Annotated in this window: 27 protein-coding genes; 12 read left to right on the top strand and 15 right to left on the bottom strand. The window is 42.8% G+C overall.

Going from position 1 to position 26,985, the window contains the following annotated elements; genetic code table 11:
- Positions 1-64: 64 nt before the first annotated feature.
- Both fni and MICAI_RS20230 read right to left on the bottom strand, forming a co-directional pair.
- Positions 65-1,117, bottom strand: a complete 1,053-nt coding sequence (fni, locus tag MICAI_RS20235) for a type 2 isopentenyl-diphosphate Delta-isomerase (RefSeq protein ID WP_008206525.1) — start codon at positions 1,115-1,117, stop codon at positions 65-67.
- A gap of 228 nt (positions 1,118-1,345) precedes the next feature.
- Positions 1,346-2,104: an FkbM family methyltransferase gene (locus MICAI_RS20230; RefSeq protein ID WP_008206524.1), complete on the bottom strand. Its 759-nt coding sequence runs from the start codon at positions 2,102-2,104 to the stop codon at positions 1,346-1,348.
- A 344-nt stretch (positions 2,105-2,448) separates the two neighbouring features.
- Here MICAI_RS20230 and cobS point away from each other — a divergent pair, with 344 nt between their 5' ends.
- Positions 2,449-3,189 (top strand): adenosylcobinamide-GDP ribazoletransferase, encoded by a 741-nt coding sequence (gene cobS / locus MICAI_RS20225; protein WP_039900593.1) that lies wholly within the window; start codon positions 2,449-2,451, stop codon positions 3,187-3,189.
- On the opposite strand, the gene MICAI_RS20220 is transcribed toward cobS, so the two are convergent.
- The 3 genes from MICAI_RS20220 to MICAI_RS20210 all read right to left on the bottom strand — a co-directional run bounded on the left by MICAI_RS20220 (position 3,186) and on the right by MICAI_RS20210 (position 5,298).
- Entirely contained in the window at positions 3,186-3,647 is a 462-nt protein-coding gene (locus tag MICAI_RS20220) for a PPC domain-containing protein (protein ID WP_002766150.1), read from the bottom strand. The two genes, cobS and MICAI_RS20220, sit on opposite strands and share 4 nt — an antisense overlap.
- A gap of 301 nt (positions 3,648-3,948) precedes the next feature.
- Positions 3,949-4,149 (bottom strand): DUF4278 domain-containing protein, encoded by a 201-nt coding sequence (locus MICAI_RS20215; protein ID WP_008206522.1) that lies wholly within the window; start codon positions 4,147-4,149, stop codon positions 3,949-3,951.
- Positions 4,150-4,242: 93 nt separating this feature from the next.
- Positions 4,243-5,298 (bottom strand): potassium channel family protein, encoded by a 1,056-nt coding sequence (locus MICAI_RS20210; RefSeq protein WP_008206521.1) that lies wholly within the window; start codon positions 5,296-5,298, stop codon positions 4,243-4,245.
- Between the two features lie 520 nt (positions 5,299-5,818).
- On the opposite strand from MICAI_RS20210, the gene MICAI_RS20205 reads away from it, so the two are divergent.
- Entirely contained in the window at positions 5,819-8,026 is a 2,208-nt protein-coding gene (locus tag MICAI_RS20205; protein WP_008206520.1) for a PhoX family protein, read from the top strand.
- A gap of 85 nt (positions 8,027-8,111) precedes the next feature.
- Here MICAI_RS20205 and infC read toward each other — a convergent pair whose 3' ends face one another.
- Entirely contained in the window at positions 8,112-8,642 is a 531-nt protein-coding gene (gene infC, locus MICAI_RS20200) for a translation initiation factor IF-3 (protein ID WP_002797889.1), read from the bottom strand.
- 470 nt (positions 8,643-9,112) lie between these two features.
- Here infC and MICAI_RS27400 point away from each other — a divergent pair, with 470 nt between their 5' ends.
- From MICAI_RS27400 to MICAI_RS20185, 3 genes are all read left to right on the top strand, one after another.
- Complete coding sequence (locus MICAI_RS27400; RefSeq protein WP_008206519.1) at positions 9,113-11,050, top strand: phospholipase effector Tle1 domain-containing protein; 1,938 nt, start codon at positions 9,113-9,115, stop codon at positions 11,048-11,050.
- 148 nt (positions 11,051-11,198) lie between these two features.
- Positions 11,199-12,620, top strand: a complete 1,422-nt coding sequence (gene glnA / locus MICAI_RS20190; RefSeq protein WP_008206517.1) for a type I glutamate--ammonia ligase — start codon at positions 11,199-11,201, stop codon at positions 12,618-12,620.
- 363 nt (positions 12,621-12,983) lie between these two features.
- On the top strand, positions 12,984-13,391 hold the full coding sequence (locus MICAI_RS20185) for a hypothetical protein (RefSeq protein ID WP_008206510.1): 408 nt from the start codon (positions 12,984-12,986) through the stop codon (positions 13,389-13,391).
- Positions 13,392-13,403: 12 nt separating this feature from the next.
- On the opposite strand, the gene MICAI_RS20180 is transcribed toward MICAI_RS20185, so the two are convergent.
- From MICAI_RS20180 to petC, 5 genes are all read right to left on the bottom strand, one after another.
- Positions 13,404-15,053: an ABC1 kinase family protein gene (locus tag MICAI_RS20180; RefSeq protein ID WP_008206509.1), complete on the bottom strand. Its 1,650-nt coding sequence runs from the start codon at positions 15,051-15,053 to the stop codon at positions 13,404-13,406.
- Positions 15,054-15,261: 208 nt separating this feature from the next.
- A complete protein-coding gene (locus MICAI_RS27395; RefSeq protein WP_045360803.1) occupies positions 15,262-15,456 on the bottom strand; it encodes a hypothetical protein in 195 nt (64 codons plus the stop codon).
- Between the two features lie 182 nt (positions 15,457-15,638).
- Complete coding sequence (locus tag MICAI_RS20175; protein ID WP_002781460.1) at positions 15,639-16,700, bottom strand: mannose-1-phosphate guanylyltransferase; 1,062 nt, start codon at positions 16,698-16,700, stop codon at positions 15,639-15,641.
- 133 nt (positions 16,701-16,833) lie between these two features.
- The gene (gene petA, locus MICAI_RS20170; RefSeq protein WP_002754684.1) at positions 16,834-17,820 is read right to left on the bottom strand and encodes a cytochrome f; all 987 of its coding nucleotides are present in this window, start codon (positions 17,818-17,820) and stop codon (positions 16,834-16,836) included.
- Between the two features lie 43 nt (positions 17,821-17,863).
- Positions 17,864-18,403, bottom strand: a complete 540-nt coding sequence (petC, locus tag MICAI_RS20165) for a cytochrome b6-f complex iron-sulfur subunit (protein WP_002781457.1) — start codon at positions 18,401-18,403, stop codon at positions 17,864-17,866.
- A gap of 512 nt (positions 18,404-18,915) precedes the next feature.
- On the opposite strand from petC, the gene MICAI_RS27615 reads away from it, so the two are divergent.
- The gene (locus tag MICAI_RS27615) at positions 18,916-19,095 is read left to right on the top strand and encodes a Rieske (2Fe-2S) protein (protein ID WP_106909155.1); all 180 of its coding nucleotides are present in this window, start codon (positions 18,916-18,918) and stop codon (positions 19,093-19,095) included.
- A gap of 59 nt (positions 19,096-19,154) precedes the next feature.
- Here the strand turns inward: MICAI_RS27615 and MICAI_RS20160 are convergent, their stop codons facing one another.
- Complete coding sequence (locus MICAI_RS20160) at positions 19,155-19,811, bottom strand: PEP-CTERM sorting domain-containing protein (protein ID WP_008206503.1); 657 nt, start codon at positions 19,809-19,811, stop codon at positions 19,155-19,157.
- Positions 19,812-20,244: 433 nt separating this feature from the next.
- Here MICAI_RS20160 and MICAI_RS20155 point away from each other — a divergent pair, with 433 nt between their 5' ends.
- The 3 genes from MICAI_RS20155 (at position 20,245) to MICAI_RS20145 (ending at position 21,297) form a co-directional block, all read left to right on the top strand.
- A complete protein-coding gene (locus tag MICAI_RS20155; protein ID WP_008206502.1) occupies positions 20,245-20,532 on the top strand; it encodes a nucleotidyltransferase family protein in 288 nt (95 codons plus the stop codon).
- Positions 20,522-20,848: a HepT-like ribonuclease domain-containing protein gene (locus MICAI_RS20150; RefSeq protein WP_008206501.1), complete on the top strand. Its 327-nt coding sequence runs from the start codon at positions 20,522-20,524 to the stop codon at positions 20,846-20,848. Before MICAI_RS20155 ends, MICAI_RS20150 begins: the two co-directional genes overlap by 11 nt.
- A gap of 152 nt (positions 20,849-21,000) precedes the next feature.
- The gene (locus MICAI_RS20145; protein WP_008206499.1) at positions 21,001-21,297 is read left to right on the top strand and encodes a nucleotidyltransferase family protein; all 297 of its coding nucleotides are present in this window, start codon (positions 21,001-21,003) and stop codon (positions 21,295-21,297) included.
- Between the two features lie 151 nt (positions 21,298-21,448).
- Here MICAI_RS20145 and MICAI_RS20140 read toward each other — a convergent pair whose 3' ends face one another.
- Genes MICAI_RS20140 through polA form a run of 3 tightly spaced genes read right to left on the bottom strand, consistent with a single transcriptional unit; the run spans position 21,449 to position 24,854 of the window.
- Positions 21,449-21,697, bottom strand: coding sequence for a heavy-metal-associated domain-containing protein (locus MICAI_RS20140; protein ID WP_008206496.1), 249 nt, complete (start codon positions 21,695-21,697; stop codon positions 21,449-21,451).
- A gap of 36 nt (positions 21,698-21,733) precedes the next feature.
- A complete protein-coding gene (locus tag MICAI_RS20135) occupies positions 21,734-21,979 on the bottom strand; it encodes a hypothetical protein (protein WP_002746191.1) in 246 nt (81 codons plus the stop codon).
- 4 nt (positions 21,980-21,983) lie between these two features.
- Entirely contained in the window at positions 21,984-24,854 is a 2,871-nt protein-coding gene (polA, locus tag MICAI_RS20130) for a DNA polymerase I (protein ID WP_008206494.1), read from the bottom strand.
- A 337-nt stretch (positions 24,855-25,191) separates the two neighbouring features.
- Here polA and MICAI_RS20125 point away from each other — a divergent pair, with 337 nt between their 5' ends.
- From MICAI_RS20125 to MICAI_RS20115, 3 genes are all read left to right on the top strand, one after another.
- The gene (locus tag MICAI_RS20125; protein ID WP_002781452.1) at positions 25,192-25,428 is read left to right on the top strand and encodes a hypothetical protein; all 237 of its coding nucleotides are present in this window, start codon (positions 25,192-25,194) and stop codon (positions 25,426-25,428) included.
- Positions 25,425-25,853, top strand: a complete 429-nt coding sequence (locus MICAI_RS20120) for a type II toxin-antitoxin system VapC family toxin (protein ID WP_002781451.1) — start codon at positions 25,425-25,427, stop codon at positions 25,851-25,853. Before MICAI_RS20125 ends, MICAI_RS20120 begins: the two co-directional genes overlap by 4 nt.
- Before the next feature lie 164 nt (positions 25,854-26,017).
- Complete coding sequence (locus MICAI_RS20115; RefSeq protein ID WP_008206493.1) at positions 26,018-26,944, top strand: UDP-glucuronic acid decarboxylase family protein; 927 nt, start codon at positions 26,018-26,020, stop codon at positions 26,942-26,944.
- Positions 26,945-26,985: the final 41 nt, after the last annotated feature.

Genomic DNA, 26,985 nt, shown 5'->3' with positions numbered 1-26,985 from the left:
TGCCTCTTGTCTCTTGCCTCTTGCCTATCTTCACTAGGAAATTAATTTTGCACGACTACTTATCTTAATGGTGAGTTATAGCACCGGAATTTTTTAAGGCCGATAAATTAGCATTACCCGTACAGAATAAAGCAATTTCTAATTCAGCAATTAAAAAAGTCACCAACTCATCTACCGCCGCCTCCGATGCCACGGCTGCGGTGAGAAAAGGCCGGGCTAAACCGCCTAAATCAGCCCCTAAAGCGATAGCTTTGGCAATATCGACCCCATTTTTCAGACCTCCGGAAGCGATGAGAGGAATAGTAGAATTAATCGCCCGGATAGAGGTAATACAATCGGCTGTGGGTAAACCCCAATCGGCAAAAACTTGACCTAAATGACGCTGTTTTTTGTCTTTTGCCCTTTGACTTTCCACCTTGGCCCAAGAAGTACCGCCAGCCCCCGCCACATCAATCGCCGCCACCCCCGCCTCTATTAACTTTTCAGCCATTGCCCCGGAGATGCCGTTACCCACTTCCTTGGCCACCACAGGAACGGGCAATTTAGAGCAGACAAGGGCGATTTTGTCAAGGAGTCCTCGAAAATTTTTATCGCCTCCCGATTGTACCCATTCTTGCAGGGGATTAAGATGAAGAATCAGGGCATCAGCCTCTAATAAATCGACTAATTTGAGGCATTCTTCCACACCACAACCATAATTTAACTGTACTGCCCCTAAATTGGCCAAAAGTAGGATATCGGGGGCGAGATGGCGAACGGAAAAAGTGGCGGCTAATTCTGGCTGTTCGAGGGCGATACGTTGGGACCCAACCCCCATAGCTAAACGGTAACGTTGGGCGACGGTTGCCAGTCGAGTATTGACTAGATGGGCTAAGGTAGTTCCCCCGGTCATCGAAGAAATCAACAGAGGGGCGCCGAGGCTTTTGCCCAAAAAGCTAGTAGCGATATTAAGATCACTGCGGTCTAGTTCTGGCAAACAGCAGTGATTAAAGCGATATTTCTCTAATCCGCTGCTAATTTCGCTAAATTCTACGTCTTCTTCCAGACAAACTCGCAAATGTTCGGCTTTACGATTTTCTATGTCACTAGCGGCATTAACGGGGGGGAGAGTGGTCATAGGTGAAGGATGACAATCGCTACACAGTTAACTATACAGGATATCGCCTCACAGTTTTGATCAACAATTCCCCGCATCATAGAGTTATCGCCAACGACCTACACCAAAATGTGCAGGGTGCGTTCCCCAAAAATCGATCAGTGGAGCAGTAGGAGCCACTTTAGGGAACGCACCCTACGGCGATCGCACTCAATAGCCGGTGGGTGAAAACACTCAAAGTGATCTCATCTAAAACTGCTCCTTATCTCTAAAAAATGTCCCCATTACCTGAAGCAGTCTTCCTGTACGATAATCATAAAATCCAGGAGTCAAGTTATAAAGGGAAAACCCCATTTCATTAATATTGCTTAGCATCTCCTCAAACAGCACTTGGTCTTCATATAGAGGAACCAAAGACATTTCTAAAAACATTCCTTTAATTGAGGGTAGAATTCCTGATGCACCTTGCAGAACTCTATCTTCATACCCTTGTGTATCAATTTTGAGAAACGGCGCTTGGAAATTGGAAAAGCAGTGGCTCACTAGTTCATCTAACCGCCTCACCTTGACTACTTCAGAATCAATGTAAGCTGATCTACGAGCCGCGTCTACATGAGCAGGTAAGATACCCAGTATTGAACTACTTTCAGAATTACCAGAAATATTAATTGTGGCTTCACCAGTTGTATTGCCAACCGCGCAACGTTCTGCAACTTCCCAGTTAGGGTAGTTCTTACTTGCAATAACTAGCTTCTCATAAGCAGATGAGAGAGGCTCAAAGGAAACAATTTTACCTTGATACCCAATTTCAATAAGACCCTGAGCATATTGCCCAATGTTTGCTCCTACATCTAAAACCAAGTCAACTTCATAGAGGGTCAATAGCTTCAAAAATCGTGAGCCTTTACGTTGAGCATCAATCGCCTTAGCTCGATCAAATGCTGAGGGATAGTACTTAACGATGTCGAAACCTAGTTGTCGAATAAATTGTCGTATTTTCTTTTTCATATTTTAGCCACAGCTATGAACTCAACCTGCTGCCAATTGCAGCCCCAAGGCAGACAGAACCGCTACCACTAAAAGACTGCGGTCTAACTACATAATATACGGAAACTTTCCACATATCACGCCAAATACGCATTTTTAAAAAAATTTCCGCCTATTACTCTCCTATAGAGCGATCGCAAGAACTTTTCCTATAAAATGACAAGTAACCGTGTTATGCCGAATTATTATAGGCGTTCTCATGTTTTGAAAATCCCACAGGGTGGCCGATACAAAATTAGGTTATACTTCATCTTTATGAGAAACGATCCCATTACGGGAGCGAATTTGGGGAGGGATTTACTACCATATTTAACTTCATTTGTCAAGAAATTCGCTCATTTTTAGGCGCGATCGCTTTTTACACAATTATTCCGGTTCCGATTGCCTGGCCTGATTTTGGCAGAATTGCCCGATGGATTCCCTTAGTGGGCTTATTTTTGGGTTTAATTCTAGTTTTGCTCGATATAACTCTAGCTGGTCTGGGAATGCCACCCCTGACTCGTGCAGTTGTCCTTGTGGGGGTTTGGGTTTATCTGACGGGAGGACTACACCTTGATGGAGTTAGTGACACGGCCGATGGTTTAGCTGTCACCGACCCCCAGCGTCGTTTAGCGGTTATGGCCGATAGTGTTACTGGGGCCTTTGGAGTCATGGCCGTGACTATGGTTTTGCTGCTAAAAATCGCCGCTTTGACCGATTTAAGCGATAATCGAGCCTTAGCTCTAATTTTAGCACCAATTTGGGGACGTTGGGGGCAAGTAATGGCGATCGCTCTTTATCCCTACCTCAAACCCACCGGTAAGGGAGCCTTTCATAAAGTGGCTTTTTGTCTGCCTTGGGACTGTGGGGGAGTAATTTGGGGTTTAATCGCCCTATTTGGCGGTCTAAGGTGGGGAATAATCGCCATTAGTGCTGGAATCGCCCTCGCTCTGCTTACTGGTTACTGGTTATATCGTCGTCTTCGGGGTCACACCGGCGATACCTACGGTGCGGTGGTGGAGTGGACAGAGGCTCTTTTCTTGGTTTTTTTGAGAATAATTAGCTAATTTTTGCCCTCCACGGCCCGTAAACGGGTTAATTTCAGGGTAAATTTTCCTCCACCGGTTTCTCCGAAAGCTCTCACCCGAATAATATATTTACCCGACTCGGTAATGCGCGCAAAGAGGAGGGCATTAGTGCCACCATCGGGACCATCGTCATTTTCTGCTACAGTGGAACCATCGTCAGCCAGGAGAATTAACACCCCATCAAAATTTTCTGACTTGAGATCGATGGCCACCTGATCATCCTTGTCCAAATCTACGGTATAATCTCTGGCAAACCCCCCCTCACCCGTGGGAATATCCTTGTCGGTGAGAGTATCGTTAATTTCTTTGTTGAGGATGAGGGGGACGGGATTATAGATTTTTTCCGCTCGCACTGGTAAAGATTGACCGCTTAACCAGAATAAAGTGAGCAAGACGCATAAACCAGAGTAGCGACCAGTCAAAGGGAATCTTGTCATAATGGCAGATGTTCGTTTTCTCAATCTCCCTATTCTACAAAAAACTGATAACCATCAGCAGTTCGACAAAATTAAATTCAGAATCTGGAAAGGGGGAACACCAGGACTGGGGAACTGCCTGTAATTAATTTGCTTAACTATGAATATATATTCTTTGTTAGCAAAAACAAGTAAAAAAATCCCCCTTTGAGCAAGGGGGAAGATAAAATCCATTTAAGGTAATTGCTGTGATCATTAATTGACAATATTTAAAAGAGATTGATTGAAAAAGAACTAGAAGTTAAAAACTTAAAGAGGGTTCTTACATGGGCAAAGAAGCTAAAGACTGAGTGATATTATAGGCTTGACCGCGATAGGTAACGGCTACCAGTTTCTCAATGGTTTGAACGACACCACGGGTTTTTAAATAGGGAACACCACGATAGCCTAAAATCAGCGGACTGGATGCAACGGTGGCAGTGGGATTTTTCTTGTAAACAATGCCGCGATAGGTTAATTTCATAGCTGTCCCTGGAGATAATTAGTGAGTTAGTCTTATCTCCATCGGCAGCGAAATTAATTCCAGAAAAGCTCAACTTTTTTCTGGGTAACTATCCTACCAAGAAGACCCTCGATAGCGCATTTCTCGACGCAAGGCATAACGACGGGCAAAATTGGGAACATCGCCCCGATGACCTAATAAAATGACCGTATCGCCTTGCTGTAGAATGGTGGAATGGTCGGGATGGGTGATGACACCACCATCAAATTGACGGATAGCGACGATAATAAAAGCACCCTGTCCCCGCACTTCCATCTGACTGATAGGTTGTCCCAAAAAGGGCGAATCGCTTAAAATCGAGTATTCTTCAAATTGCATATCGATATCGGCTAATAATTCGTTGAGATTGCGCCTACCTTCATCTTCCTGTAAAAAATCGATTGCGGCCGGATGGGTGATTAAATGGGCCATTCTCTCCGCTCCAATGGTAGCAGGTAAGACCACTTGATCGGCTCCGGCTAGTTTTAATTTTTTCTCGGTGCTGGGATATTCTCCCCTGGCGATAATGTATAGTTGCGGACTGAGTTCTCTTGCGGTTAAAGTGATGAAGACATTTAAGGCATCATCGGGTAATACCGTCGCTAAAACTCGCGCTTTGTCGATGCCGGCTTTTTGGAGAATGCTTTCATCGGTAGCGTTACCATTAAGAGTTAAGTAGCCTTTTTCCTGAGCTAATCCAATGCGATCGGGGTTATTATCGACGATAATAAAGGATTGGGCTGTTTTTGCCAATTTAGTCGTTAGGATGCGTCCTATGCGCCCAAAACCGCAGATTATGACGTGATTTTCTAAGGATTCCATCTCTTTATTCATCCGGCGATCGCTAAAGGCTTTGTTAATTTCTCCCTCGGTCAGCATCTGAAAAAACCCCCCCACCACATAAACGGCCGAGGTGGTCCCACAGACGATAACTAACATGGTAAAAGCTCTCAGACTGGGTGTGTTAATCGGTTTAACTTCCCCGAAACCTACCCCAAATATGGTGATAATCACCATATAAACGGCATCGAGAAAACTCCAACCGTAGGCCATATAACCGATAGTTGCCCCGACTACCGTAGCGAGAAAAAAACTCGCCCCGATGATGATCCTTTTCAGTGAACTTTGCATCGATTTCTGTTAACTGACAATCTAGCTATCAGCTTACAACCGTTTACTGTTTACTGATCACTGTTTACTGTTTCACCGCGTTTTAATAAAGCTTGTCTTGCTTGTTTTTCATCTAACCAGTATTTCGGTAAAGCATACCGATGGGTGAAATGTAATATAGATATTTCTAGATAATCCTCTCAGATTTGCCTGAGAAAATAACATTTCTCCCAGTTGCTTGGTTCCGATGAGGGAATTTACCGAGATGATCTTAAAATCAATGTTCGGCAGCAACTAAAGCAAGAAATAAACTTTGATCTAATGTCCGAGGGAGGGATGGGATTTTCTTACCTCTTTTTTCTGCTCCTGTCTCCGAATCTCCTCACCTAACGGAAGATTTTTTATTTTTGCAGGAGAGCTTTTTAACTGGCTGTTAACTTAGTCATAACTTGGATACTGTATAATCCCTATGTCAAGGGTCTGTAATAAAATTTAACCTAATCAAAGTCCGAGTATCAGTTTTGACTTTATTAATGAAAATATGAGTATTTCTCGCCGTAATTTCCTCACCTTTTTAACTGCCACTGCTGGTGTCTCTTTTTTCAGTCTGCAAGAGAAAAAATATTCCTCTCTGATTAGCAGTCCTGCGATCGCTGCTAATAATTTCGGCTTCAACTTTGTCCCAGTCAAACTGCCAATTCCCTTAAAAATTGACGGGATGAGCGATGAAAGCCAAAAAAGTGCCTATCAAACCTATACAGTCCTAGATGATCTCGTTCTTCCGCAAGGATTCACCTATGATGTGCTGGCCCAGTGGGGGGATGCAGTGGGTGATTCCCGTTTCGGTTATAACAATGATTATCTATCTTTTATCGAAACCAGTGGGGGTCAAGGTTATCTAACCGTTAATTTTGAATATATCAGTGGTCGTACTTGGCTACAAACCTTTGAACAAGTGATTGGTAAAACCCTACCCGTCAAGGAAGTACGGGAAAAAACGAACGAAAAGGGTGAAATTGCCGCCTATAGCCTGCAAGATGCCAGCTTAAAGGCAAAAATTGCGGAAATATCCCTAGAAGGTTTAATTGATCAGGGAATTGGCGTAATTTCCCTGGCGAAAGATGCAACAGGAAAATGGCAACGTACCTATAGTAAAGCCGATCGCCGCATTACCGGTATCTCTGGACTAAAGGACGGCCGTCACCTAAAAGCGACCGGTCCTGCTGTAGCAATTTTTACCAAAACCGATAAACTTGGCTACGATGACGGATTAGGGGCAAAAATTATCGGAACGTTTCAAAATTGCGCCGGGGGAACAACTCCCTGGGGAACCGTATTTAGTGCCGAGGAGAACTTTCAAGACCAAGTGACGGAGGTAGTGTTAAAAGATGGTTCCTCCTTGCATCCCGATACTACTCCCTTTATTCTCAATAGTGGGGAAGTGGATGGCCGGGGTAACGTCTTTGGGTTAGCGGGAAATAAATACGGTTGGATGGTGGAGGTGGATCCGGCCAATCCCGACGATTACGGCACAAAACACACTTGGTTAGGGCGTTTTCGCCATGAAGCGGTCGCTTTTCTCGCTCGGACGGGGCAACCCTTGGCAGTTTATTCGGGATGCGATCGCAGAGGCGGTCATATCTATAAATTCGTTTCCGAGGGCAAAATTAGCGATATTAAGCAGAAAAATAACTCAAAACTCCTAGAAAAAGGAATGCTCTACGGGGCGAAATTCAACCCCGATAAAACTGGTTATTGGATACCATTAAATCCCGACACGGAGATAAATCCGGTCCTACCGAGTCAAATTGCCGCTAGTCGCGGGGATGGGGTGGTAGCTTTGCCAAATCCCGAAAGAACGGCCAATGAGACTAAATTACTGCTATTTAAGGACGATGAGGAGATTCTAGCCTACAAAGCTAAATATAAGACCCTCGCAGACCTGTATGAAGGTAATGGGACGGAAAAACAGGGAGCAATTCTCATCGATGCTCATTTTGCCGCTAACGCAGTTGGGATCACTTGTACTGGTCGGCCAGAAGATACGGAAGTGGACGAGAATGGCACTTTATATATAACCTTTACCTCTGGTAGTCCCAGTGAAGCGGAGGGAGGAGCCGATAGGGAGATATTTAAGGGACCAAATGGCGAAATACCCTACGAATTTGGTTGGATTATCAGCTTAAGGGAAGATAACAACGATGCTGCTTCCTTAAGTTTTCGTTGGGATGTGGTCGCTTATGGAGGGGAACCGACAGAGAAGGGTGAGGGTTTTTCTAATCCCGATAACCTCGCTTTCGATAAACAGGGAAATCTCTGGATGGTTAGCGACATTTCCACGGGTGGGTTAAATCGAGAGATGAAAACTCGTTATCCCCAAGGAGTCCCGGTTAGTCAACGGGATTTATTGGGGATTTTTGGTAATAATAGCGCTTGGGTGTTTGCCAAGGGTCAAGAGCATCCCTATCCTTTTGCTATCGCTCCCATGGATGCGGAATTAACGGGATTGTACTTTACTCCCGACCAAGAGACGTTATTTTTGGCAGTACAACATCCGGGGGAAGCGGGGGGAATTCGTCGGGATTTGGCCTTTGAAAACCGAAAATTTGCCCTGAAAACCACTAATGGGCAGGAATTTGAACAAATACGACAAGTCCCCCTAGGGTCGAATTGGCCCAGTGGTCAAGTTAATCAACCTCCCCGGCCGGCAGTGGTGGCGATTCGGCGAATTGAGTCAAAATCTGGTTAATACATTTGTTTCAAATGATTGGGTTCCTTTGGGGATTTCTGAAAAACAAAAAAGGGGTTTTAGCCCCTTTTTCTGGATTATTTAGTTATTTTTTCGGCGATAACATCATCATCATGTTACGACCTTCTTTTTTTGGCGCTTGCTGTACCTCAGCCACATCCTGTAAGTCTTTGGCCATGCGCGCCAGTAATTCTTCCGCTAGGTTAGAGTGTTGAATTTCCCGGCCTCGGAAGGTAATCGTCGCTTTTACCTTATCTCCCGCTTTTAAAAAACGTTGCGCTTGGTTGACTCGCACGTTGTAGTCATGCTCATCGATTTTATAGCGCATTTTAACTTCTTTTATATCGGCTGTATGCTGTTTTTTCTTGGCTTCGCGGGCTTTTTTCTCCTGTTCAAACTTGTATTTGCCATAGTCCATAATCCGGCAAACGGGAGGACTTGCCGTTTCACTGACAAGGACTAGATCAAGTTCCTTTTCTTCGGCCACGCGCAAAGCTTCGGCAGGAGTAATAATTCCTAGTTGAGAGCCGTCGCTATCGATAACGCGGATTTCAGGAAAGCGGATTCTTTCGTTAATTTGGGGGAGATCGCGAGTAGTGCGTCTTTTATCTATCACAGGCGTTCTTGGTTATCTCTATTCTGGTTAGTTAATCGGGTGGAGTTTACAAAATGATTTACTTGCTATTCTACCTACTCGATCGAGTTTCTTGGCCAATTGTTAAGTTTTCTTGCAAGGTTAATTTTTAGCCGCCGGTCGTCAGCCAGATAAGCTGTTGTCTATGGGCTTTGTTAGACTAAATCCCGTTTAAAAGCTCTAGGATTGGCAAGTTGTGGAACAATACCTAACTGGGTTTTTCAAGTTGGATTGGCAGTTATACCATTTTTCTTGGTTCGTGTCCCTCACCCCCGCCTCCCCTTGCCTCCCGACCCCCCCGATGTCGGGGTAGGGCAGGGGGGGTGGGGAATTAACCATCTCTGCCACTACTTTAGAAAAATGGCATCACATTCTAGCCTATATCGTGTAAATGCGCTAGTATTCAAATTAAAAACGTTCTAAAAGGAGGGGGTTTCAGACCCAATTTTTCGATGAATAGCAGTCAACAATCTGAAGTTACAGGCCAATCTGTTCTGACATTTGATGGAATAGATGATTATATACAGTTGCCCGCTGCCAATACCGACTATTCCCAGGGGTTTACCGTAGAAGCTTGGGTACAGCACCAGAGTTGGCGCTTTTGGTCAAGAATTATTGATTTCGGGAATGGAGCCGGGAAAAATAACATTGTTTTGGGAAATGTGGGAACATCTAACGCCCTAGGACTACATCTGTATTGTAACAATGGACATCACATCTTAGAAGCCGCAAATGTCTTAGAAATTGGTAAGTGGACTCATATAGGAGCTACCATTGATCAGTGGGGGATGGCCAAATTGTATAAAAATGGTCAATTAATCCAAAGTAAACAATTAAGCCTTCCAGATAACCTAAACCGAACCCTAAACTATATAGGTAAGAGTAACTGGACTAATGATGGTTACTTTGAAGGTCAAATGACGGAAGTGAGGGTGTGGAATACCGCCCGACTGGAATCGGAGCTGCAAAGGGATATGTACCAGAGATTAAAAGGAAATGAAACCGGATTAGTAGCATATTGGCCTCTCAATGAAGGTTCAGAAAATATCGCTAAAGATCAAACAAGTAATGACAATAAAGGCACAATTAATGGTGCCACTTGGCAGCAAGAGCAACTGCCGATTCAAACTCAACTATCTCAACCGGTAGAATTAGGTCAGGTAGGTGGTTCAATCGCCACTCCAGCAAAACCCGAACTATCTGTAACTAGCGACAAAGGAGATCAAATCCAGTCAACCGACAAAGAGGACCGGAAAGATTCACAATTATCTGGGGCCGACAATAGCGAACCTACTAAACCATCCCATACAAGCAAGAAAAAACGTTTAGTTGTTTGCTGTGATGGGACTTGGAATCAACTGGCAAGTTCCTATCCTACGAATGTGGTCAAATTTGCCCGCTTAGTTAAACACAGCGCCGATGATCAAACGCCACAGATTGTCCATTATATATCAGGATCTGGCACGGCAGAAGATGATAATTTAATCGAACGTTTAGGCGGGGGTGCCTTTGGCTGGGGAATTGACAGAATTATTCAAGATGCCTATCGCTTTTTGTGTATGAATTATAATGTAGAGGCTGAAGACGAAATTTACCTAGTGGGCTTTAGTCGGGGGGCCTATATAGTTCGTTGTTTAGCAGGTATGATCTATAAATGTGGTTTATTGAGTCGTTCCAAGATCCGCGAATTGCCTAAAGCTTATCAGCTTTATCGAAATTTTAAAATTAGTCCAAATGCTCCAGAATATCAAAAATTCCGCCAAGATAACAGCAAAAAGATAGATACCGAACAAGATTATTTACAGTATCGTGTACCTATCAAAATGTTAGGGTGCTGGGATACGGTGGGAGCATTAGGTGTTCCTGATGTGGTGCCTTGGCTATCCTTGGATAAACTCTGGAATCGGAAGTATGAATTTTTCGATGCCAGACTAAGTCCGATTGTGGAAAATGCCTTTCATGCAGTTGCCATTGATGAGAAACGCAAAAGTTTTCCTTCCACTGCCATGGAGAAAAATGAAAAAAATCCCGAACAAGTAGTCCAACAAGTGTTCTTTGCCGGTGAACATGGCTGTATTGGTGGGGGAACCGAAAAATATCGGGGGCTATCGGATTGTACTTTAAAATGGATGATCGACGAGGCTAAAAAGTTAGGATTGGAGTTTGATTTAACTGAAAAGTATGGTGAGGAATTCCAGATTAAACCAGAGCCAACCACTAAATTTGATAATAGAGTGACCGGTTTGTATGCTTTAGGTGGCGAGGCATGGCGACCGATAAAATCGGCAAAAGTTGCCGTTCATGGTAGTGTGGTCGAACGACTTAAGGCTGATCCCAATTATCGTCCTCAAAATCTCCTTCCGCTGCTTCAGGATTTGCTGCCAAGTTAGCTTTTGCGGCAGACCAAGGAAATTACAGATTTTTTCAAGCTAGGATTCAAGATTTTGTATCGAAAAATACAAAACCGGCCAAAGTGACTGTTTAGGATGGATTTTTTGAGAAGCTTAAGAACTGATCCATACGTCAAAGGAGTTTTCCATGCCCGAAACGCCACAAGAAGTCTTGAAAATGATTCAGGACAACAATATTAAGATTATCGACCTGAAATTTATTGATATGCCAGGTATTTGGCAACATTGCTCGTTCTACTACGATCAAATCGATGAAAGCTCTTTCAGTGATGGTGTTGCCTTCGATGGTTCCAGTATTCGCGGTTGGAAAGCAATTAACGAATCCGATATGGCCATGGTTCCCGATCCTACCACTGCTTGGATCGATCCCTTCTACAAGGAACCTACCCTAAGTATGATCTGTAGCATCAAAGAACCGAGAACCGGTGAATGGTATAGCCGCGATCCTCGCTCTATTGCTCAGAAAGCGATCGATTATCTTAGCACTACCGGTTTAGGTGATACCGTATATTTTGGACCGGAAGCGGAATTTTTCCTCTTTGATAGCGCTCGTTTCGACCAAACCGCCAACTCGGGCTATTACTACATGGATAGTGTCGAAGGTCGTTGGAATAGCGGTAAAGACGAAAAAGAAGGAAATCTTGCCTATAAACCCGCCTACAAACAGGGTTATTTCCCCGTTAGTCCCACCGACACCTCTCAAGATATCCGCACGGAAATGCTCTTAACCATGGCCGACTGCGGAGTTCCCATCGAAAAACATCACCATGAAGTCGCCACTGGTGGTCAAAACGAGCTAGGGATTAAATTCTCTACCCTAGTACGGGCTGCCGACTACTTGATGACCTATAAATACTGCATTAAGAACGTGGCCAAGAAATACGGTAAAACCGTCACCTTTATGCCCAAACCCATCTTTGGTGATAATGGTTCCGGGATGCACGTTCACCAGTCTATCTGGAAAGATGGTCAACCCCTGTTCGCTGGGGATAAATACGCCGGACTTAGCCAAATGGCACTGTACTACATCGGTGGTTTGCTTAGACACGCTCCCGCTCTCTTAGCTTTAACTAACCCCACCACCAACTCTTACAAGCGTCTCGTCCCCGGTTTTGAGGCCCCTGTAAACCTGGCCTACTCCCAAGGTAATCGCTCCGCTTCGATTCGGATTCCTTTATCGGGAAGCAACCCAAAAGCCAAACGTTTAGAATTCCGTTGTCCTGATGCCACTTCTAACCCCTACCTCGCTTTTGCCGCCATGCTCTGTGCCGGTATCGATGGGATTAAAAATCAAATTGAACCAGGGGAACCCCTCGATGTGGATATCTACGAACTCAGCCCCGAAGAATTGTCAAAAATACCCTCTACCCCCGGTTCTCTAGAAGCAGCTCTGGAAAGTCTCGAAAAAGATCACGCTTTCTTGACCGATTCTGGTGTTTTTACCGAAGACTTTATCCAAAACTGGATCACCTACAAACTCGATAACGAAGTTAACCCGATGCGCTTACGTCCTCACCCCTACGAGTTCTCTCTCTACTACGATGTCTAAGGTTTGATTGACTAATTATTAATCCTAGGGTGGGCTTTTGTCTGCCCTTTTTTTCCGAATCAGCAAGTCAGTCCCGATGAAAAAATTTTCACCACCGCAGATGAAAGAGGTTTCCTTCCCCACACCCCACACCCCACACCCTGCCACCACCGAAAAACTTTTTGCCGCAAACCCTAGTATAATCCCTTGCTGCCAATTAAGTAGGGAGGCACAATTATTTGTAGGATGGGTTAGCGGTAGCGTAACCCATGCGGGCGTTGGGTTTCATGCTTCAACCCAACCTACGTTCATCTTATATTTAATTCCACCCACCCACTTAGCATAAAATACGATTAATTGACTGGTATTTTGGGGCGATAGTTTATGGAACGCGGGTTATTGTGGACACCTTTATTAATTCTATTTATTTGGTTGGCTTGGAGTGGTTGGAATGAATACCAAAAAGTGGAAATCTATCGAGTATGGGCGGAAAACTTCGATCGAGCTAAGTATGATATATATTCTGTCTTAGGTCAAAAAGATAAAATTATCACTTGGGGAAAGCCAACTCGTAAGGGAGTGATTAATTTACAAACTTTTTCCCTAGAGGAGGTCAAAGAAATCCGTCTGCTAGTTAATAATCAAGTGGTGGATTTAGATGCTCTTCCCCCCCAAGGTTCCCCTTGCCTAGAATTTATTTTTAAGGAGCGATCGCCTGAAAAAATTCCCTTTACTGAAGTTGAATTGGCTAGTCAGTGGGCGAAATTTTTACAACAACAAATCTTAATTTAATCGCCATAATTTCTAGCGCAATCTACCCGATCGCAGGATACCGACAACTAACCATAAACCGATAAAACTAGCTGTAGCAAATAATACGGTACTAATAATAGTTAATTGCCGAGATTGGGTGCTGGCTGTGACAATGGCGGCCCCGATAATTAAGGAACCAATAATCACACTAAAAGCTAGTCGATTGGCGGAATTATCTAAACTGCGACGGAGATTATCTAAGTCGCGAATTTTCAGATTAACATTTAAAGTTTCCGAGGTTAAACCATCTAGTAAAACTTCGATTTGACGGGGATATTTCAGGGAAAAAGATTTCAAGTCTAAAACTGTTCTTAGGGCAGTTTGTAGGGGAGTGCTACCGATTAACTGTTGTTCGAGAATATTAGTTAATAGCGGTTTGACTTCTTCCAGGATATTAATATCAGGATTAAATTTTCGGGCAGTTCCTTCTAGATTAGCGAGACTTTTGGCGAATAAACCTAAATTACCCGGAAGTTTAATTCTATTGCGACGGGCAATTTGCAAAAGTTCATAAACCACCTCACTAAAGTTAATTTGATTTAAATTGAGGTTATAATATTTTCGCAGCATCCGCTCATAATCCACCTCTAATTGTACTAAAGTAATCGGGACTACTGACTCGGATAGTTTAATAGTTAGCTGACTGCATCTTTTCGCATCTAAGTCAACAATTGCTAATAACAATTCTGTTAAAATTTGTTGAGTTTGCGGGTCTAATCTGCCCACCATACCACAGTCAATTAAAGCTACTCTACCATCGTCAAGATAGAAAATATTACCCGGATGAGGATCGGCATGAAAGAAGCCATCAATATAAATTTGTTGAAAAAATGACCGAAACAAAATCCTAGTTATTTCGCTTTTTCTTTGGGAAATTGCTTGCTCAGTTGGCGGTCTAGAAACATCGGCCTCTAAAATTTGTTTTCCCTCTAACCATTCTAACACTAATATCTTGGAATTAGTTAAGTCCCAATAAATTTTAGGAATAACTAACTGTTTGGGTTCTGACCACCGACTCTGGGTTAAATTATAGCGCAATTGGTCGGTATAATGACCTTCTTGGGTGAAATCTAATTCCGCATTGACTGCTTTAATAAACTCCTCTGCTAAGTTAACAACGTCGTAACTTTGACCAAATTCTGTGAGGGCAACTAAATCAGCAATTCCCTTAATTAAGGCACTATCTTGGGCGACAATTTTTTCAATCCCCGGACGCAAGACTTTAATCGCTACTTCCTCCCCAGATAATAAAGTTGCCCGATGAATTTGCCCGATCGAGCCTGCGGCGATCGGTTGGGGATTAATATATTTAAATACCTGTTCGATCGGTTTTGCTAACTGTTCGGTGATGACTATTTCTATATCTGTCCAAGCAACGGGAGGAACTTGCGCTTGTAGGGCAGTTAAAGCCTCGATATAATTAGCAGGTAGCAGATCGGGACGGGTACTAAGTAACTGTCCCAATTTGACATAAAAAGGCCCCAATTCCACGAGGATTTTTTTGAGAACTTCTGGGGTGGGAATCTGGGGATTTTCTGTTTTTCCTAGGGTTAAAACCCCGCGCATATAGTCCCAACCGTTGCCGAGAACTATCTCAAGGATTTCTTTTTGTCTTTGACTGGTTTGGGGGAGTGAGAACACGGTATTATCAGTTATCAGTGATCAGTTATCAGTTATCAGTTATCAGTTATCAGTTATCAGTTATCAGTTATCAGTTATCAGTTATTAGTTATTAGTTATCAGTTATCAGTTATTAGTTATCAGTTTATCAGTGGGTAAGTTAGGTACTTATCGATGGCTGCATCCCACATTTGCAGAAATACCGATAATCAGCAATTATCAGTGACTCTTAAATTATTACAGATATATCAGCAGCTGCGTGTAAGCATCCCACAAAAAAACTAATGCGCTCCGGGGTTCGGGGGAGGCGCTTCGTCCCCCGACGGGGGGTTTGGGGGGTAGAACCCCCCAAAAGCTTGGATTGAGCGATAAAACCGAAAGTAACGCCCGATTTTAGTAGAGAGTTTCCCTTAAAAAATCCCAACTTAGTAGATTTACAAAAATGAGATGTACCCCTTTCAGTTATCAGTTATCAGTGGGTAAGTTATCAGTGATCAGATTTGAGTTTTAAGTTAGCAGTATTAAATAGAGGTTTCCTACTGTCTTTTCACTGATTACTGTTTACTGATCACTGATTACTGAAAAAGCTGGTAACTAATATCAATCCTATAACAATTTCTCTAATTTGGGATCAGTTTGTAATTGCTTGAGAACTTGTTTAATATCTTGGGTACGATCTTTGTGGACAACGAGAGTTGCTTTACCGTCGCGAACAATTACCAGATCTTTTAAACCAATAGTAACGATCACTTCCTCCTCATCACTAGCATAGATAATAGAGCCTTCCGTATCCAAACCGACATGATTGGCCAGTTCAATATTTTTGCCCTTTGCTTCTAGTAATCTTTCCAGAGAATTCCAATCTCCCAGATCATCCCAACCAAAATTAGCGGGTAAAACGTAAGCGAGTTGGGTTTTTTCCATCAAAGCATAATCGATACTTTTTTTCTCTAAATCCTCATAGGCAGCGATGCCCCGATCGATCAGAGGTTGTAAAATATTATTAGCGTGGGTTTTTAGCTCCTCTAAAACCACTTGTCCCTGAAAGATAAACATTCCGCTATTCCAGCTAAAAAGTCCCGTTTCTAGGAATTTTTCGGCCGTGGTGCGATCGGGTTTTTCCGTAAAACGACTCACTTTATAGACGGGTAAACCATTAAATTCGCCTTGATTTTCTCCCTGTTCGATATAACCGTAACCGGTGGAGGGATAATCGGGTTTAATCCCTAAAGTAACGATCGCTTTTTGGCTGACGGCCACTTCTACGGCCGCTTTTAAAGTGTTAATATAAGCCTCTTGATCACCAATATAATGATCGGCAGGAAAAAAACCGATCGCCACTTCCTTACCATAACGTTTTATCACTTCTAAAGTAGCCCAAGTCACAGCCGGGGCCGTATCCTTGCCCACCGGTTCCACTAATAGGTTACTCTCCGGTAAATCGGGCAGTTGTTCGCGGACACCATCAGCGATCGCACTAGCGGTAATTACCCAGAGATTTTCCCAACCTGCCCCTAAAGATAATAGACGATCGGCCGTTGCTTGTAAAAGACTGCGACCACTACCATCAAGACAGAGAAACTGTTTCGGACGCGCTAGACGACTGAGGGGCCAAAAACGTTCCCCTTTACCACCGGCGAGAATGACTGGAACAAGCGACTGATTCATAAAAAATTGACACTTATCGGTTAAGTTGAACCGATTGTATCAGACGGCAGCGAGGGGTGAGCGTTTTCCCGACCCAAAGCTAAAAAGCGGGCAAATAACCCGCTTTCTAGCAAAAATAACCGAAATATTACGATTAGAAATTCATTTCGGCCGCTTGTACTGTTTCCACTTGTTTTTTCTTAATAACTAAGAGGATTTGGCAGAGCATAATACCACCGAGGAATAAAACCAATCCTTTGATCCGGCCGGGATTTTGTAGGACAACTTCCGTCTCTTTTTGACCAAAACCGCCAACATTGGGGTTACTGGTTAAAAATTGTCCCACTTCGATGGCTTGACCTTCCGAGACGATTAACTCAGGACCTGCGGGAATATTTTCCACCACGGGGCCAGCTTCAGAAGTGATGGTGACTTCATAACCACCGGCTTCGGTTTTGCTGATCTGGCTAATTGTACCTGCGGTAGAAGCTTTGAAAGCGTTATTATTGCTCGGTTCACCGGTGGGGTACACTTGACCGCGACCACGATTGGCCCCTAAATGCACAGCATATTTACCGAAGTGAATACCTTTATTTTGGCTAGGATCGGGGGCCAGGACGGGGAAAACGATTTCTTTGTATTGATCCCCGGGTAAGGGGCCGACGATAACCACGTTATCTTGACCTTCTTTGTAGGATTGGAAATAGACTCCACCGAGTTTTTCCTGCATTTCTTCGGGAATGCGATCGGGGGGCGCGATTTTAAAACCATCCGGTAGCATTAAGACTGCACCGACGTTTAAACCCCCCTTCGATCCGTCTCCTAACACCTGTTGACTGGCGGGATCGTAGGGGATTTTTACCACTGCTTCAAAGACGCTATCGGGTAATACCGAGTGGGGGATTTCAATTTCGGCGGGTTTTTGGGCTAAATGGCAGTTCGCGCAGACAATCCGACCGGTTGCTTCTCTGGGGGTTTCCGGGGCGGTTTGTTGCGCCCAAAAAGGATATGCTTGGGCAGATTGGGGGTTAATGACATCGCTGGTTAGGAGTAGGGAAACGGTAGCGATCGCCACGAGGACAGCTTTCACTAGGGCCTGTCTGTGGACTTGCGGGAAGCTTAAAAAGTTGAATGTTCTCATCTCTATCGGTTGAATAATTCCAAATCTCGTCACATTGAATAATCTAGGACCACCAGGGTTCTTCGCCGGTGCGGAAGTCGGTTTCCGTCCAAGTGGAGAAGACGACTTTATCATTATCGGTGACGTTGGCATGGGCGAGGGCTAAGGATAGAGGCGCTGGACCGCGAACTACTTTTCCTTCGGCATTGTACTGGGAACCGTGGCAAGGACACATGAATTTTTCTTCGCTGGCATTCCAAGGCACCACACAACCTAAGTGGGTACAGACGGCGTTAATTCCGTAGTTGGCCAGGGTTTTGTCCTCTTGGACGACTAAATAGGTGGGGTCGCCTTTTAAGCCTTGGGCTAAGGTGCGATCGCCAGCGTTATGGCTGGTCAGAAATTGACTGACAATCACATCATTGCCTAGGGCATCTTTAGCGGTGACACCGCCACCTGTACCACCGGCCGAGGGGGGAATAAAATACTTAACAATCGGATACAAAGCCCCCGCCGCTACTCCGGTAATTGTACCAAAGGTCAACAGGTTCATAAATTGACGACGACCCAAATCGGGAACATCTGTACCGGAAACTTGACTCATTGCTCCTTATCTCCAAATGTAAATTTTTGTAAACTAATTCTCATCTAAGGGCGATTTTGTGCATCTCGATCAAGACGAAAACCCAGAGCTTAAAGAAGGTTTACAAGGGCTTTATTAGATTATTACAGATATTGAGTCACGGACAATTGATGCCAAGTAAAAAGGAAAAAGTAACAAGGAAAAAGTAAAACCTAGATACAATCAGAGTTTTTGCACCGTCCACGAACTTTTTGAAGTTGCCAATTTAGGAGAGTAAACGATTATGGCTGACTTGCACGCTTTGCTAATTGGTATTGAGCTAATCAGTCGTTGCTAAGGAGCGAGCATGGCTGCATCTCTCAACTTGGGAAGATCATCATCAGTTAGTGGCGATCGGAATCAAAAGAGTGATCGAATCCCCCCATCGCGAGGCGCTAACGAGGTTAATCTGTCATTTCAAATCGTCAAGCCCTACCTGCCTTAAAAAGCACCCTGACTGACGAAGTGATCTACGGACTTCTCCGCTATCACGAATTAGTCAAACCCTGGTTACAGGAACGTTTACCCATAATATCCCTACTTGTTCTCACCATCATTTTCAGTACCGTCTCGATACGGGGGAATGTTTGACCGTTGCCGATCTGCCTTTGCCAGCGTACCCGGTGCAGGTGCGGGATGGGTTAGTATATGTGCAGATCGATCGAGTGTCCTAGTGCGATCGCTTAAGTCGAGCCGAGATGGATTGAATAATACTAATCCGTCCTTTGGTTCGTTACTTCCGCTTCCAGCGAGCGGCGACGAAACCAAGTCCTAATAGGCTTAAACCGATCGCTCCAGATGGCTCCGGTGTACCCACCGCTTCGCGAAAGAGTCTTACCGTAAAAGTCCCCTGGTTGTCAAAGCCACTGGCTGCGCCTATATCATTCACGTAGAAATCTATAGCACTTCCCGTACCGAAAAACTCGTAGGAATAAACGCCAGAAGCTTGATAAGTTCCCCAGAAATCATCGTCATCGCCGCCTAAAGCTGTCGAGAACAAACCAAAATCGAAATCAAAGAAATTCGGATCAGTATCGTTAACAGTTGCGAAATTATCTCGGCTTACGAAGCGAGCGTCCACATCCCAAAATTCGCCTCTCTGACCGAAGGCGAAGTCGGGTGTAAACACTCCAGACACCTCGGCCTTGTAGAGAACTCCACTAACAAGGATGCTAGAAAAAACTTTATTAATCGCAGCTGGGGTTTCGGAATTTACCGTCAGGATTTGAAAAGGTGTAGTCTCGAAGGTAGCCGCCGATGCGGTTGTAGCTAGGCAGAAAATACCGCCGATAATCGCGCTCCCTAGAACAAGTTTTTCACGAGAGAGAAACGATAGGTTGTTTTTATCTCCCCCCCCACAATGGATAAGTTTTTTTGATGGGTTGATCATTGCAATTGTCCTCCAAAAATGTTTTTTCTTACTTATAATTTAAGGATGGGATAGGTGTAAAGAAAAATTTTCTCATGACCAGGGCAATCTCACACGCTTCTTAACAATACGCAATAAATATATAAAATAGGTTCTTCCGAACCTGTCATGTAAAACTATCAGCAACTCACACTTGTAAATAAGGATTTCAGTCGCAAGAACGTACCTCATCTATCGAAGAAACGCTGTAAAGGAACATTTATTAGAGCGAAATTGGTGAACTTTTCAAGTTAGAATGCTCCCCTATTAAATCTTTATTCAAGCACTTGAAAACCATGTCAATAGACGGAAATTCAACAGAAACCGATGAAGAAACGGCAACCGCTTGGATAAACCAAAAACTAGAAAGCTTGGGAGTAAAACTAATCTGATGAACACAAAAATAAATCTACCAATGGAACAAATTAAAGCATTTTGTCAAAAGTGGCAAGTCACCGAATTGGCATTATTTGGTTCAGTTTTACGCGAAGATTTCCGTTCAGATAGCGATATTGATATTTTAATTACCTTTTCCCCAACTGCTAAACGAGGTTTAACCGAAACCCTACAAATGCGCGATGAACTGCAAGCAATTTTTGATCGAAAAGTAGATTTAATTGTGAAAGCAGCACTCAAACGGAGTGATAACTGGCTAAGATGTAAAAACATTTTAGAATCAGCACAGATTATATATGCCTCGTGATCAAGAATCTCTAATCGACATTGTAAATTCTATTAGACGTATTTTGCGCTATACCGATGGTATCGGTAAATCAGAATTGGAAAACAATGATGAAAAATTGTCTGCCATCCTCTACCAAATTACCATTATTGGTGAAGCGACTAAACGTCTTTCTGTAATCTTCCGTCAACAACATCCAGAAATTCCTTGGCGAGAAATGGCTGGAATGCGAGATGTCATTGTTCATAAATACGATCAGCTTGATTTGGATGTGGTATGGGACATAGTTGAAAATAAATTAACAGAACTTTTAAAAGCGATCGCACCCTTACTCTAAGAGTGCTTTAAAAGCAAAATCCAAACAACTCTTAGAAATTGCTAAAATAGGAGTAGAAAAAGCGATAGAAACCGAGGAATAAACGGCAACCGCTTGGATAAACCAACAACTAGAAAGCTTGGGAGTAAACCTAATCTGATCAACACAAAAATATGAAAATTCCTCAAGAAAAACTCTCACAACTTTGTCAACATTGGCATATTCATAAACTTTCCTTATTTGGTTCAGTTTTACGAGATGATTTCACCGCAGATAGTGATATTGATATGCTCGTTGAGTTTGAACTTGGTTTTACTCCCAGTTTTTTCAAACTTCATCAAATTCAAGAAGAATTATCTCAATTATTTGATGGACGTACTATTGATCTCGTTACCGTCAAATCTCTTAATCATCGTATTCGTGAGCGTGTTTTAGCAACAGCAGAGGTGTGTTATGTCGCAGAAAGATAATCAAGTGTATGTTGAACACATGATTGACACAGCAAATAAAGCACTTAGCTTTGTAGAAGGTGTCAGTCGAGCAGTATTCGAGATGACATTCAACAATAATCACGACAATTGTTGATTTTTACCAGAGGTCTATTTTTAACGGGGGAGGATGTCAACCCTCACTTCCAGACTCAACAGTATGGCCGACTTCGCTGATCCATTGGGCAATTTCTGCGCGGGATGCGGTGGTTTCTACCGTGACGATTTTATTGGCTACATCCACCGATATTTGGGCTGCCGGTTGCTGATTGTTAATCGCTTTAGTAATGGTATTAGCGCAACCTTCACAGGCAATACTAGGCACTTTTAGGGTAATTGTCATTGTTGTAACTCCAGTAACTTCATAGCTAAAAACTAGCATAAATTGTCAGGGGTAGCTAATTTTTTAAGAGTTTATTTACCATTTCAGCACTGCCGCTTCGATCCCCTGTTCCCGACGCAGTTGACTATCTTTTTCTAGCCATTGAATGACCTGTTTATGGGTTAGTTCTTCTAGGGTTACTCCCGTATCTTCGGCGATTATTTTTAGTAAGCGTAGGGAAGAAATCGTTAAACGAGTCAGGAATTTTTCGGGAGAAGTCAAGAGGGCAGCGTCCACATCTGCGGATTCTTCTGGGGTTAAAAATTGTCTGTTTTCGATCATAGTTTTATTTGGTTTCCATCCAATTGTCACCGGCTTTAATTTCTACCAAGAGAGGGATCGTCAAGGAGACAGCTTCTTCCATAGTCGTCTTGATTTTTGACTCTAGGGATGGCCATTCTTCCCTCGGTACTTCCAAGACTAATTCATCATGGACTTGCAGCAGTAATCTCGCTCGATAATTTTGCAGTACCTCGGCCAATTTTACCATCGCTACTTTAATAATATCAGCACTGGAACCCTGAATGGGCGCATTAGCAGCCGATCTTAATAATTGTGCTTCCTCGTTGTTGAGTTTGAGGCTATCTAAATCGATGTCATGTAAGGACAGTCCCCGCAGTCTTTTTAAGAGGGGATTATCGAAGTTAAAATAACGTCTTCTGCCCAAAATTGTTTCCACATATCCCTGAGCAATTGCTTGTTTTTTGCTATTCTCTAAATACTCAAATACTTGGGCATAACGTTGATGATATTTTTCAATAAATTTTCTGCCCTGTTCTACGGTTAATTTCGATTCACGGGCGAATTTTTGCGCTCCCATGCCATAAATAACCCCGAAGTTAATTGTTTTTCCTAAACTGCGTTCTTCGGGGGTAATTTCCTTTTTATCAAAGAGCAATTGAGCGGTGACTTTATGAACATCTTGGTTACTACGATAAGCTTCTAATAAAACTGGTTCTTGACTGAGATGAGCGAGAATTCTTAACTCGATTTGTGAGTAGTCTGCTGACACCAATAAGTAACCATCTTCGGGGATAAAAGCTTGACGAATTCGCCTGGAAAATTCACTGCGAATGGGGATATTTTGTAGGTTAGGATTGGAGGATGATAAGCGTCCGGTGCTGGTGATGGTTTGATTAAAATCTGTATGTACTCGTGCGGTTTTTGGTTCGGCTAATTTCGGTAAAGCATCCACATAGGTGGATTTTAATTTGGATAAGGTGCGATGTTCAAGGATATAATCAACTAAGGGATGATCTCCTTGTAGTTTCTCTAAAACACTTTGATCGGTGGAGTAACCTGTTTTAGTTTTTCTGGATTTTTTGCGATTGAGTGCCAATCGATCAAAGAGGATTTCACTTAACTGTTTAGGAGAGCTAAGATTAAAGGTTTCTCCGATGGATTCATAAGCTTTTTTTTCTATTTCTGCTAAGTCTCTTTCTAGCTGCTGGGACAAGTTTTTTAGATAATTGATATTAATTTTTATACCATAATTTTCCATCTGCCACAGCACCATGACTAAGGGAGATTCTACCTCTGAGAATAATTGATACAAAGGGGTGATTTTAGTTAATTCTGCCTGTAATTTTTCTTGAAGTAAATAGGTAGCGTAGGCATCTAATCCGCAGTAGGTAGCAGTAGTGGCAATATCTAAATCAGCGATGGTTTTTCCCGCAGGAATACCGAGACTTTTATAACTAAGGGAAGTGATACCGTCTAAATAGCGATCGCATAAATCTTCGAGATTATGAGTTAGTTCGGGATGGAGGACATAACTAGCCACCATAGTATCAAAAAATAGACCTTTAACGGTAATTCCTTGATGATAAAAAACATCAATATCAAATTTCGCATTCTGGAAGACTTTCGGATAATTATCACTGGCTAAAATTGGGCGTAATTTTTCGAGAACTATCTCTAGATTTAAATTATCACCGCTCTGGTGGCCGATGGGAATATAGGCCAGAGAATTTAATTCTTTTCCCCAACAGCAACCGATGCCGACTAATTTGGCTACACGAGGATTTAAATCCGTGGTTTCGGTGTCCCAAGCGACGGGAAAATGTGGATTAGTGAAAGTTGTTAATTTTGCCAGTAAAGCATCTAACTTAGGAATAGTATCAATAATGTCGGGAGCAATTAGAACTGGTGGAGAAATAGGGGGTAAATCAAACAGAGACAATTGATTAGAATCAGCATCGCTAGTTAATTCTAGGGTAGTAGTGCCACCTAGATGCTGTTGAATTTGATCGAGTTTCTGGAGAATTTTCTTTAATTCTAATCTTTCCAATAAAGCTTTAACTAAACGCCGATCAAAACCTCGGAGGCGAAATTTCTCCTCTTCGAGGCTAACGGGGGCATCAAGGGCAATTTTGGCCAAATAGCGAGAACTTTCGGCAGCGGTTTTACCCTCTAATAATTTAGTTTTTACCATTCCCTTAATCGATTCCAGATTGGTATATATATCCTCTAAGTTATCGTATTTTTTTAATAAATCTATCGCTGTTTTTTCGCCAATTCCGCGCACCCCGGGGATATTATCAGACTTGTCACCGCAAAGAGCTTTAAAATCTACTACCTGTTTTGGTGTCACCCCTAACTTTTCCGTGACAGCTTGGGAATTAAATTCTGTATAACCCTGGCCAGAGGTACTTTTGACCGCATTAATATCCAGATAGAGAACCGTGGTTTTTTTCTCCTCATCTACCAATTGGAATAAATCTCGATCGCCTGTTAAAATCTTAACAGTATAACCATTATCGCCGGCTTGTTTTGCCAAAGTTCCTAAAACATCATCTGCTTCGTAACCCGGAGAAGTCACAATAGGAATATTCATCGCTGCCAAGAGACTTTGCAGATTAGTTAAATCGGGGCGAAATTCTTCGGGAGTTTCTTGCCGATTCGCCTTATAATTGACATCAGCTTCATGGCGAAAAGAAGGGACTGCTAAATCAAAAGCCACTGCTAAATAAGTGGGTTTTTGAGTTTCTAGTAACTGCAGCAGAGAATTTAAAAACCCAAAACAAACACTGGTGGGAATGCCGCTAGAAGTACGCAGAGGTCCCGAACGAGACTTAGCAAAGGCATAATAGGCACGAAAAGCCAAAGAATGCCCATCGATCAGGATAAATAGCTTATTTTGCTCGGCACTGGTCATAATCTAGCCTCTTTAGTCCTATCAAAATAATACTAAATAGTGTATAAAATTTACATCCCCTATTTTGCCCGAATTTGCCTAAATTTGACAAGGGAGTTTCTTCTGTATTAAACTATAACAGATGCTGGCCTTGTTCTAACCTTAAATCTTTCTATCTCTTTACAGGCGGCGGATGCCTGTGCTACCAATTGCATCAATGTCATTTACAGGCATCCTGTTTGTACCACTAGGGAACTATCAGAAAAATGCGGATTACTGTAGGATCTGTTTTAAAGCTGTTAGCGAAGGGAATTATGCTACACTAGCATCAATATCTAGTCAAAAAGGCTTGTAATTTATGACTCCTCATCTTTCTCTTAGCCAGATTATAGAATCTATCGATAAACTTTCTTTAGAAGAACAAAACCAATTATTTGAAAAATTAGCGCAGAAAAAACAACAACAAGAGCATCCACTGCTCAATATACCAGTTACACTAACCTATAATCCCCTCTTAGATGAAGTCATAGAGAGTATGGAAACCTATCGTCAAAAAGTTGACCAAGAAGACAGTCAACAAGTTGAAACACCGTGACTCAATATATATTAGATACCGATCATATAACCCTACTGCAAAAACTACATCCGAACTTAGTTCGGAGAGTAGCGTCTATCGATCCTGATGATACGGCTATAACAATTATTACTTTAGAAGAACAAGTAAGAGGATGGTTCAGCGTGATCAGAAAATACTCTCAAAGCAATCAATATGAAAAGTTAATCAAAGGCTATCAAGGTTTGAGAGATATAGTTAATTATCTGAGCAAATTTAAAATTTTGAACTATACTTTAGAAGCTCATTATCATTTCAGAGAATTACGGGAGCAAAAAATTCGTATAGGAACACAAGATTTAAGAATTGCAGCGATTAGTTTATCAGAAAACAGTATTTTAGTAACACGCAATTATCGTGATTTCTCTCAAATCCCTAATTTACGCCTACAAGATTGGACGATATAGAACTCTGTAGGGATGACTACGAAAATTGTTACATTTTTTAAGGATTACCCAGCCATTAGCCTAGCATCGGCGATCGCTGATAACACCTCGTCAAAAAAATATTTGCCAAAAAGCCAGCGTAAGGGTATTTTAAGAATAATTTTATATGTGTGCTTTGCGATTACATGAGAATCCTAGTTACAGGCGGTGCGGGTTTTATTGGTTCCCATCTAATCGATCGCTTGATGGAACAGGGTCATGAAGTGATCTGTCTGGATAACTTCTACACGGGGGTGCGCCGAAATATCGTTAAATGGCTAGGAAATCCTTATTTTGAGCTAATTCGTCACGATATCACCGAGCCGATCCGTTTAGAGGTGGATCAGATCTATCACCTGGCCTGTCCTGCTTCCCCGATCCACTATCAATATAATCCCGTCAAAACGATTAAAACCAATGTTTTAGGGACTATGTATATGCTGGGCCTAGCTAAAAGGGTAAAAGCGCGATTTTTGCTCGCTTCTACCTCAGAAGTCTATGGTGATCCCGATGTGCATCCGCAAACGGAAGAATATCGAGGTAATGTCAACTGCATCGGACCGCGTTCCTGTTATGACGAGGGTAAACGGGTGGCGGAAACCCTGGCTTTTGAGTATTATCGGGAGCATAAAGTCGATATCCGGGTGGCCCGGATTTTCAACACCTACGGCCCGCGAATGTTGGAAAACGATGGTCGAGTGGTGAGTAATTTCGTGGTGCAAGCTTTGCGCGGTGAACCCCTAACGGTTTATGGTCAAGGTTCCCAAACCCGCAGTTTTTGCTATGTTTCTGACCTGGTGGAAGGGTTAATGCGTTTGATGAATGGAGACTTTATCGGGCCGGTTAATCTCGGCAATCCCGACGAATACACAATTTTGGAATTAGCGCAAGTGATCCAAGGCATGATTAATCCCGAGGCCGAATTGGTCTATAAACCACTGCCAGAAGATGATCCCAAGCAGCGACAACCGGATATCACCCGTGCTAAAACCTATTTGGATTGGAGTCCCACTATTCCTCTACACCAGGGTTTAAAAATGACGATCGAGGATTTCCGTTCTCGTCTCAGCTAATCCCTAATCAATAAATTTAACTTAATTGTCATCGGAGTAAT

The organism is Microcystis sp. T1-4 (assembly GCF_000297435.1).
Classification (GTDB): Bacteria; Cyanobacteriota; Cyanobacteriia; order Cyanobacteriales; family Microcystaceae; genus Microcystis.
The sequence above is the reverse complement of the archived record's forward strand: the minus strand, read 5'-3'. Positions and strand labels throughout refer to the sequence as shown.